Raw genomic sequence first — 10,119 nt, forward strand, 5'->3', positions numbered from 1 at the left:
CTCCTGCGGGGTCGAGTCGAAGCTGGCGAAGTACGCCTTCAGCTTCTGCTCCTCTTCCTGGACGCGCCGCTTCAGTTGGTACGCCTCCATGGGCTTGAAGTAGCTGGGCTGGTTCGCACCCGTGAAGTCCGGGTCGACGACAACGTTGCCGTCTTTATCGGAGCCTACCTGACCGTTGAGCGTGCCCTGTTTCGTGTAGCGGTTGTTGATCGGGAACGGGATGATGTTGGTGTCCTTCGGGATGTCCGGGTTGGGCAGCATCCGGAGCCCGACGAGTGTGCCGGTGTGCTCCAGGCGGAGCGCGAACACGTCGGCCGTCTCCGACTGGACGAAGGCGAACCCCATGTTCGACGGGACCCAGCGCCGCGTGTAGTCGGGGTTGGCCCAGGCGGTGGAGTCGGTCGCTTGGTCCCACCCGCCGCCGACGGCGACCGACTTCGCGGTGCTCGTGTTGACGCCGCGCCCGAGCGACTCGCCGCCGGCCCACGCGCCGTTGGCGTTGGCGCCCCCCGTGACCTCGCCCTTGACGGTCACCTCGGGTAGCTCAGTGCTGATGCCTGCGCCCAGGGGCGCCGCGACCAGGCTCGTCTTGAACTTCATCCCGGCCGATGCCTCGACTTCGAAGCCGGTCTGGATGCTGTCCTCGTGCGACGAGGAGACGGTGGCCGTGACGTTGTTGGACTCGACGAGGGCGACCTCGTTCGTGCCCCCGTAGTTCAGTTCGATGGCGCCCTCGGTAAAGTTCTCGCTGGGGACCGGCGGCCCGCCCTCGATGTACCCCATCACTTGGGGGTCGAACTGCGCCTGTCCAACCCACTCGGTCCTGATGTTGCCGACCTTGTAGCCGGTCACGAGCATCCAGCGGCCGTCCTGGACGTAGGCGTAGCACCTCTTGTGGACGCCGCGGAGGTGGCCTTCGGCGTCGCGCTGGAGATCAGCGTACTCGGCCGCCGCGGCGCGGCCGTCCATCGTCGTGTGGAAGTCGGTGTGGACGCCCGACAGTGCCGAGCGCACCTCGGCCGTGTCCGCCGAGACCGGCGCGGTCGACAGGACCTCGGTTGGCGTCTCGTCGGTCGCCCAGTGGAGGTGGTTCCCCTTGGGGCCCGAGTCCTCGACATGCGTCGCCGTGCCGTCCTCCGAGCGCGCCACGTCGTCGAACGTGTAATAGGCGATCAGATCGCGTGTCTCGCCACGTAGCCGGGTGAACAGGTTGTCGAGGATCTGCTCCTGACGGCGCGCCCCCTTCCAGATGCGGACCTCTTCCAAAAGCCCGTTGAAGAGACGGCCCGGCTGTCCGGAGTCGGCGCCCGACTGGCGCCCGCCGAGCGTGAACTGAGGGGTCGACGCGTCGAAGTCCGGGCGCGCCTCGAAGACGTCCGTGGTGGTCTCGGCGAGTTGACCGTCGACGTACAGCTTGAAGGCGGAGCCGTTCGGCTGGGGCGACTCCATCCACGCCGGGCCGTACAGGCGCGCGTGGGCGTCCCCCTTGCTGTCGTAGGCGATGTGGCCCTGGTTTTCCTCCATCCGCCACCACGCGGTCAGGCCGTGCTGGTCTCTGCCGAGCGCCTTGCCGACCTGGTCGGACTCGAGCGCCTGGCTGTAAATCCGGATCTCGCTGACCGCACCGGCGAACTGCGCGACCGCGTTGTGCGCCAGCCGTGCCTGCCCGAGGTAGAGCGGGCTGTCGTTCCCTCTCGGGACGGCCTTGGCGATCTCTTTGGAGCCTGCCCAGTCGCCGTCGATGTAAAACGTCACGGTGGTGAACTGCTCCGCTTCCTTCCGACTCGGAGCGTTGTCACTCGTGCCCTGCCCTCCCGCGTTCACCGTTCGCAGGTCCGTCTTGCGGACGACGGCGACACGGTGAAAGCGGCCGCTCTCGATCTCATGGGTCGAGCGGAAGAGCTCCGGGTCCCCCTTACCCGTCTCCATCTCGAACACGAGGTGGCCAGAGGCGTCGACGTAGAACGCGTAGGGGACCTCGCTGTCGACCTCGGGGCTACCGAGCGCTCCTTTGGAGAGGATGCCGTGTTGGCGGCCGACGTAGTCTACCTGGAGAAACGCCTCGATGGTCAAGTCGCCGGTCACGTCGAGCGCCGCGCTCTTGCCTGCGTCAGCGTAGGCGTCGCCGTCGAACCGCAGCGCGTACGACTGGTCGAAGGACGCCGCGAGGTGCGTCCAGCGCCCGGTCGAGATCGGCCGCGTCGTCTCGATCACGTCGCGGCCTACGGCCGCGACACACGTGAAGGCGGGAAGCGGCGACGTGACCACGGTGGGAGCGCCCGCTCCCTTCAACACGCCGTGGTGCCCGTTTTGGGACCGGTCGCGGGTGTCTCCGTCGGCGAAGGTGTAGTAGGCGAGGAGGCCGGGCTCCCGTCCCCCCAACCGACGGTATACGTTGGCCTGGATCGCCTCCGGACTGCGACAGACGTTCCAGATCCGAACCTCGTCGAGGTCCCCCTCTAGTTTGTCTGACGTCGGGATTTTTCCGAACACACCATGGCCGCTACGGTGGCTCCGTAGTCCGATCGCGAGTGGGTGACGGCCCTTTAGCGAGCCCTCAAACTGCCCCGCCGCGTCCAGCTCTCCGTTGACGAACACGGACAACTGCCCCCCTGATTCATACGTGCAGGCGACGTGAGTCCACTCACTCTGCGGAATAGTTGCGTTCCCATGGACGGAGTTGTGAGCGGTACCGACTGAGCCATCGCTTGCAAATCCGGCGTACAGCTTCCCCTGATGGACTCGAAGTTCAATCCCATTATGAATAGCATCCTGCCGGCCGGTTCCGTCATCCGAAAGGATCGGCTGATCTTTCCCCACAGAAGCATCGCCTAGATACACCCAAGCTTCTACGGTAAAGGCCGGACCCAGCGCGGAGCTGTCGAGCGTAGGGATCTCGATATAGGGCTTCGCTCTGCCAAACGAGAGCGCGGACTCGCTCTCTGCCGTGCGGACGGCCAGCGCGTACCGGTCGCCCCCCGGCGTGACCGAGTGGACCACCTCCGCCAGCCCGTCGACGTCGATCGGGTGGACCCACGCCTCGAGGGTGACGTCTCCGTCGCGCTCGAAGCGCTCGGGCGTCTCGCTGTGGAGGTACTGCTTCTCGCCGTCGAACACGAACGCCGTCCCGGGCGCGTCCGCCACCCACGAGGGGCAGTGAGCGTTGGTGACGAGCGTCGCCTGGCCGTTCTGTACGGCGCCCTCCGCCCCCTGCAGCTTGGCGACGACGCTCAGCGACCCCTCGCCGAGCGAGTAGCCGCTCGGCGTCACCCGGGCCCGGCCGGCGTCGTAGCGTACGACGAAGACGGTGGAGCCGTCCGGCACGGCGCCGGCGCGGACGGAGATCTCGCGCTGGCCGCTCGGCGTGGCCTCGGTCGTCTTGAACTTGAGGACGACCTCCTCCGTTCGCTTGGCGCTCTCGGTGTCCTCCGGCGGCTCCACGATGAGCAGCGCGTGAGCGGGGACGCGCGTCATCGCGCCGTCCTCGAGCGTGATCGCCGAGCCGCTCAGGGCGCCGTTCCGCGTCGCGACCCTCCCGACCAACTCCCGCTTCATCGCCGTCCCGTTGAGCACCGCTGAGACGGTCTCGGCGTCGCGCGGGACGTCCGGCCAGTGCTCGACGACGCCGGTGCCGGAGTTGCGGATCTCGATCGTGCAGAGGTCGCTGTGCGACCCGTCGGACACAGTGACCGTCGCCCCGTTGTACCCGACGTCGGCCGTCTGCGACGTGAGTCCGATGGCGCCGAGTTTGGCGGAGAGTGCCCACGTGGCACGGGACGTGCGGATGTCGTAATAGGCGGCGAAAAACTGGTCGTTCACCCCCTTGAAGTACATCGACACCCGCCCGATCGCGCTCTCGAACAAGACGGGTGGAGCGTCGGTGTAAGCGAACTGGAGCAGGCCGGAGCGGATCGTCAGCCCTCGGCCGTCGGTGTGGCAATGAACGAGCGGTTGTGGCAACCGCTTCTCGGAGTGGACACGGCGCAGCTCGGAGAGCCTAGAGAGCGCCTGGGTCCGCTCCCTTTCCCAGGCGACGCGTTGGCGTTCGAGCTCGTCGGTCGACTTCCTCGCCGCCGCCTCCTGGTCCCGCCGGAGCTTCTGCGCACGCCTTAGTTCCGAGCGGGCGTTGTCGAGCTTGCCCTGGGCGGCCTTCTTCTCGGCGTGCCACCGGTCCGTGTAGGCTAGCTCTAGGCTGCTGGCCTTGTCATACCAGTGTTTGCTTATTTTGCCAGTACTTGTGACTGTAAGCTTATCGCCATTGAAATCAGGATGCCACCATAGCGTAAGTTTTATATACTCACTGCCCAGATCAACATATTGTATCTCGTCGTCCCAGTTGTGATCATCATCGCCATCTTCTACTCTGTTCACGTTTGCCAGGTTAGAATATCTATCTCCGACACGTAGCTCCTTGCTGGATGGCCAGTGTGTGCTAGGCCAAAACGTGTGGGACAATAGTTTGCCCGCGCCATTTGTTGATATGTCGTCCTGATCGTATATGGTTGCCCTGATGGAGACAGAGTCGAGCCTCTTGATGTCTGAGTCTGCACCATCTATGTCTCCCTGGATGACAGACTCGGCCCTGACGTCGTGCAGCGCGCCTCCCGCTGAGCTCTTTTCCTCGTTGATAAGTCGAATCTGCTCGATAGCTCGACGAATATCGCTGTCGAGCTCAGACAGTCGGTCTTCGTGCCGGCCGATCTCCGCCAGCGTCTCCTCAATGTGGCTGACGTCCGCCGTGCGGGCCGCCAGCACCGGCATCGGGATCTCACGTAGCGACGCAGGCTTCTCTGCGCTGGAAGCCGGCGTCGGTTCAGAATCCGGTCGCACGACGCTCGCGTCGCGCTGAGCCCGCTTCTCTGTCAGCCGCGTGTCGAGGTCGGCAGGCAGCCCCTCCATCTCTGCCTGCGACTGCAACGCGGAGCTGCCCATCCGCATCAGGTCGTGGCTCAGGAGCACCTCGACGCTCCCAGGTTCGTGCGGCCACCCATCGGAGCTCCCGCTTTCGGTGACGGTCCAGGGCTCGCCGCCAAGGTCGTGCTCGGGATAGAACTTGACGACGGTGTCCTCGTCGGTGACGGCCACGTAGCCGATCAGCGGCTTGGGGGGCTCGTCGGCGCCGCTCGTGAGCGCCATGTCGCGCGCGTCGATCTGGCGGTCGCGATGGCCCGCGTACAGCTTGAAGCTTTTGCCGCTCTGGTCGGCGTGTTGGTAGAAGGTCGCCGAACGCTGCTTGTTCACGTACGCGATCTGGTCGCGGAGCGCATCGCGTTCGGCCTGCTTCCTCTCTAGGTCCTCGATCTCGTCCTCCAGCGCCCCCATCTGCTCGGCTGTGATCGGCGTCTTCGGCGGGCCGCTCTCGCCGGTGTGCTTGCGATCGGCTTTGTGCTGCTTCTTTTCCGCCTCCGAGGCGATCTCAGTCAGGGTCCCATCGCGCGTGACGGCGAGGTCGACGGCGGCCACGTAGCTCGGCGCGCCCTCAGCGTCTCCAGTCGCCCGGGTCGCTGCACAGAGTAAGACGCGCGCGTGCTGCTTGACCGTCTTGCCCACGTCCTCGGTCGGGAGCTGCTCCTGCTCGTAGTACAGCTCCGCCGCCAGCCCGGCGCCGGCCGTGCGCCCCTCGAGCGTGAAGCGGATGTCTTTCAGGTCCTGCGTGTCGAAGAAGCCGTCCCCGTCGCGCGCGCAGTTGACCGAGCGGACCTCGTCGGTCTCGGCGTCGAAGGCGAAGATCTGCCAGCGCTGCTCGTCGGTCCGGATCGTCGGCAGGAGGAGCACGCTCACGTTGCCTGGCGTCAGGCTGCCCACGAAGTCGACCTCCTTGGTCGGCTCGTAGAACGGGTTGCCGGTCATGTCCTTGGCGCCGAGCGAGTCCTTCGAGGACGCTGGCCGCGTCCGGTTCCGGCTGCGGCGGTAGCGGACCTCGCGGGTGCGCTTGAGCTCGGCGCCCGCCAGCACGTAGCGGTCGACGAGGAGGGTCCGGTCGACGAGGGGGACCGGGGCGCCGGCGTCGTCCGCCAACCGACCGTCGGTGCCAGCGGTCGCGCCGCCGTCCTCGCGCTTGTGGAGCGGATGTAGGCTCTCGTCGTCGCTCCCGATCGCCTGGCGGAACAGGTAGACGTGCTTGCCGTCGCTGAGGACCTGGAACGGGGCGTCAGCCGTGAGCCTCGCCGTCGACGAGAGGAACGGGTCCAACTCATCGTTCGGGACACTCCCGGCCGCGACCTCCTCCGTCGTGCTGTCCTTGACGGCCGGCATCTTGACCGGGTCGAGCACGGCGAACCCGGCCTGCTCGATCTCGCTCGGGAACGCGACCGGCTTCGGGTTGGCGAGCCAGAAGTTGGCGTCGATCTCGCTGGCGTCGTCTCCGCCCTGCGCCATGTCGCCTTGAGCCAAGTCGAGGACGCTGTAATAGATCCGGCGCTGGTCGTCCATGGCAAACGCCACGACGGTACCCCGGTGGTTGGCCAGCGCACTGTGCTTGTAGGGCTTGTCTCCGTAGGTATGGACGAGGCTCCGTTCGAGGGTCGAGTTCATCGATGAAAGCGTTGGGCTAGAGGCGAAAGGAGCCAGCAGCGGCCGAGATCGAGCGTATGACGGTTGGGCAACATGGCCCTGGCGTGGTGCGAGGGCCGACACGGCCTGGAGGCCACTTACGTGCTCTCTAGCCGCCTACGCAGGGGATCAGTAGGGGAGGTCCGGAAAGATGGAGCGAGGCGCGCCGAAGTCGTCGACGTAAGGGGAGTAGTCGGGCACGTCGGAGATGCAGTACTGCCCCTCCTCCTCTGCTCCTCTCTGGACACCTTCTCCGCTCTCGACGCTCCAGGACCCGTTCGCACGGCGGAGCAGGAGTTGGACCGTCGCGTCGAAGCCGCAGTAGTCGGGGTCGGTGTCGTAGATGAACTCCCCGTTGGGACGGCGGAACTCGGCCTCCAGAAACGCCCAGTCCCCCGACTGGCGGAGCCAGGGGTCTTGGAAAGCGACCTCACCGGGGAGCCCGCTCTTCCGGACCTCCGCCCGAGCGATGTCCAGGATCGTGGAGAGCTCGGGAGAGCCCTGCTCCGACTCAGAGCCCATGGATACCGGGGGCGCCTTGGCGCCGGGGGGGCATGCCGACGCGGTCCGGGCGTAGACGGCCCCGCCGTCGTCGCTGACCAACGCGAGAACTGGGCCGGAGAGCACGGCGGCGTAGCGACTCTCGCCAACGACGAGGTCTCCGCCCTCAGCGGCGTAGTCCCCGGACAGGCCCGGCCGGCCGTCGATGTAAGTGTTGAACCGGTCCCCCTCGAAGCTGACCTCGGTGTCGAGCAGCGACGGGCCGTCGCAGTAGAGCCAGCTGCCCTCGAGGTCGGCCGACGAGAACGTGGCCGGGGCGGGGGTCGAGGCGGCCACGCCAGAGACCGAGGCGTCGACGTCGGGCGGGGGGTCGGAGGCGCAGGCGGCGAAGACGAGGAGTGACGAGAGGGCGAGTGCGAGGCGCAAGTGCGTGAGGGGTAGGGACCTGGATCTCGACTGTACAGCAGCTATACGCTCCAACAGCGAACGACAGATGGGCTGCCACGAGGCCGTCATCTCGTCCGCTCCGATTTCCTTACGTAGGCCCAGGTTATTCGTGACCGTCTCCGCCGGGGACTGCTGGCCGTAGCCGCCGCCCTGAGGTGGGCTGTAGCCGCCAGCGGGCGGCGTATTGCAGGGGGGCTGGTGGCCCGGGGCGCCGGGCGGTGTCGGATCGTCGGGAGTAGACATTGGGTGAGCCGATCGTTAGTGGAGAGGGTGGGCCTGTCGCTGGTGCGTTCGGCGGGGAGCGCCGCCCCTCGGCCGGATGCCATTTGGGTCCTCATGCTGTAAGCGGAATACGACGTCGAGAACGGCCATCACCCCCCAAGTTTTTTTTGGTCGCCCAGTGGCGCTCACCAACCGGCCGCGCCACGGTCGGGGCGTGGGCGGCGTGCGTATTAGGTTTCACCGCCGACCCTTACCACTCCATGGCCGCCCCCTCGCTCGCCGATGGCCTGCCGCCGTCGGGATCCTTCTCTGACACCGTGTACGCCGAGCTGTGCCGGTTGTCGAGTCGAGAGCTCGCCCGGGAGCACGACCCCGTCACGATCTCGACGGCGGGGCTCGTCCACGAGGCCTATCTGAAGTTGTCGGGCGCCGAGGGGTTTACGGATCGGGCGCATTTCCGGGCGGTCGCGGCGCGGGCCATGCGCCAAATCCTCACCGACCGGGCCCGCGCCCGCCTCGCGGTGAAGCGGGGCGGCGGCGAGCGCCCGCTCACCTACGTGGACCACCTCGTCGCGGGGGAGGAGGTGAGCGCGAACGTCATCGCCGTCCACGAGGCCCTCGACACGCTCACCGAGCGTGACCCCCGCCTGGCGGCGCTCGTCGAGCTTCGCTTCTTCGGCGGGCTCGACGTCGCGGATGTCGCGGACGTCCTCGGCGTGTCAACGCGCACCGCCACCCGGGACTGGGCGCGCGCGAAGGGCCATCTCCGGTCGATCATGGACGCGTCATGACTCCTGCCCCCCCTGGTTGGGTAGAGATCGACGGCGCTCTCGCCTGCGCGCTCGACCTCGACGGCCCCTCGCGCGAGGGATATCTACGAGATCTCGAGCCCGCCCTCCGGGACGCCCTCGAGCCGGTCCTCCGCGCGGCTCTCGCCGAGGACCCCGTCCTCGATCACCCGCCGACCCTCAGCGGCTTCCCGAAGACGGGAGAGGAGCACGGCGTCAAGGAGGGCGCGCGGATCGGGCCCTACCGGATCGAGGGGCTCGTGGGCGAGGGCGGGATGGGCCGCGTCTACCGGGCCCGCCGGGCGGACGGCGTGTTCGACCAGACCGTCGCCGTCAAAATCGTACGCCAATCGCTGGCATTGGCGGGGTCGAACGTGAGCGCCCGGCTCCGCCGCGAGCGCGACCTCCTCGCGACGCTCGACCACCCCGGCATCTCCCGTCTGATCGACGGCGGAGAGACGGACGACGGCGTGCCGTACATCGTCCTGGAGTTTGTTGAGGGGGTGCCGATCACGGACTGGGTCCGGGAGCACGGGCTCGACATCCGGGAGCGAGCGCGGCTCATGGCGGAGGTGGCCCGGGCCGTCGACCACGCGCACCGTCGGTTCGTAATCCACCGCGACCTCAAACCATCGAACGTCCTCGTGGCCGACCGCGACGGGGGCGCCCGACCGGTGGTCCTCGACTTCGGCATCGCGAAGTTGATCGATGAGGCGGAGAGCGCGACGGGGGTGTTCCCTCTGACGCAGACCGGCATGCGCCTGCTGACGCCGGCCTACGCGGCCCCCGAGCTCTACGAGCCGGCCGCGACCGTCACGACGGCGGCAGACGTGTATGGGCTCGGCGCACTCCTCTACGAGACCCTCACGGGATCTCGTCCCCATGACGACGCCCCTCGACACGGTCCCCCGACGACCGAGCCGACGCGCCCGTCCCGGTTGGCGATGGGCGCGGGCGGTGCGCGAGGCGGTGCCGACCGCCAGTCGCGCGTGCTCCGCGGTGACCTCGACACCATCTGTCTCAAAGCGCTCCATCCTGAGCCGTCCCGGCGGTACGCGAGGGCGGCGGATCTCGCAGAGGACCTCGAACGCTACCTCGACGGACGGCCCATCGTGGCTCGCCGCGACGCGATCGGGTACGTCGCTGGGCGGTTCGTGCGCCGCCATCGGGCCGCCGTGGGCGCCGCATTCGTAGCGCTCGCTGCGCTCGTAGGCGGTCTCGGGGTGGCGCTCGTGGCGCTCCAGAACGAGCGAGCGGCCCGGGCGGACTCGGAGGCCGCGACGTCCCGCGCCGAGGAGGCCGCTACCCTCCTCGCTGGGGTGTTCGCCGCCGCCGACCCTGAACCGGTCGTGGGTCGGGCGGTCTCGGCCCGCGAGGCGCTCGACGCGAGCCTCAGTCGCGTCTTGTCCATCGAATCCGACCCGCTCCGGGCGTACCTCCTCCGCGTCGTCGGGCGGGCGTATATCCAGATGGGCGACCCCTACGGCGCGGACTCCCTGCTCGAGCGGTCACTCGCCGCTTACGGCGAGGCCGACACGTCGCCCGAGGCCGGCGACGCCCGGATCGGTCTCGCGTCGACGCGGCTGGCTTTGGGCGACCCGGCCCGCGC

4 protein-coding genes are annotated in these 10,119 nt (G+C 67.8%); 2 read left to right on the forward strand and 2 right to left on the reverse strand.

Annotated elements, in window-relative coordinates:
- A partial coding sequence (locus WBA11_RS20000) for a LamG-like jellyroll fold domain-containing protein (protein ID WP_424522391.1) occupies nucleotides 1–6,534 on the reverse strand: 6,534 nt, incomplete at its 3' end.
- Between the two features lie 147 nt (nucleotides 6,535–6,681).
- Complete coding sequence (locus WBA11_RS20005) at nucleotides 6,682–7,389, reverse strand: hypothetical protein (RefSeq protein ID WP_424522392.1); 708 nt, start codon at nucleotides 7,387–7,389, stop codon at nucleotides 6,682–6,684.
- A 593-nt stretch (nucleotides 7,390–7,982) separates the two neighbouring features.
- Here WBA11_RS20005 and WBA11_RS20010 point away from each other — a divergent pair.
- A complete protein-coding gene (locus WBA11_RS20010; protein ID WP_424522393.1) occupies nucleotides 7,983–8,513 on the forward strand; it encodes an ECF-type sigma factor in 531 nt (176 codons plus the stop codon).
- The coding region (locus tag WBA11_RS20015) for a serine/threonine-protein kinase (protein ID WP_424522394.1) at nucleotides 8,510–10,119 on the forward strand (1,610 nt) is incomplete at its 3' end. The genes WBA11_RS20010 and WBA11_RS20015, both read left to right, overlap by 4 nt.

The sequence above is a fragment of the Rubrivirga sp. genome, from assembly GCF_049648075.1.
Taxonomy (GTDB): Bacteria; Bacteroidota; Rhodothermia; order Rhodothermales; family Rubricoccaceae; genus Rubrivirga.

Coding starts and splice junctions, on each gene's coding strand:
- WBA11_RS20010 (WP_424522393.1), top strand. CDS start 7,983: ATGGCCGCCCCCTCGCTCGCCGATGGCCTGCCGCCGTCGGGATCCTTC.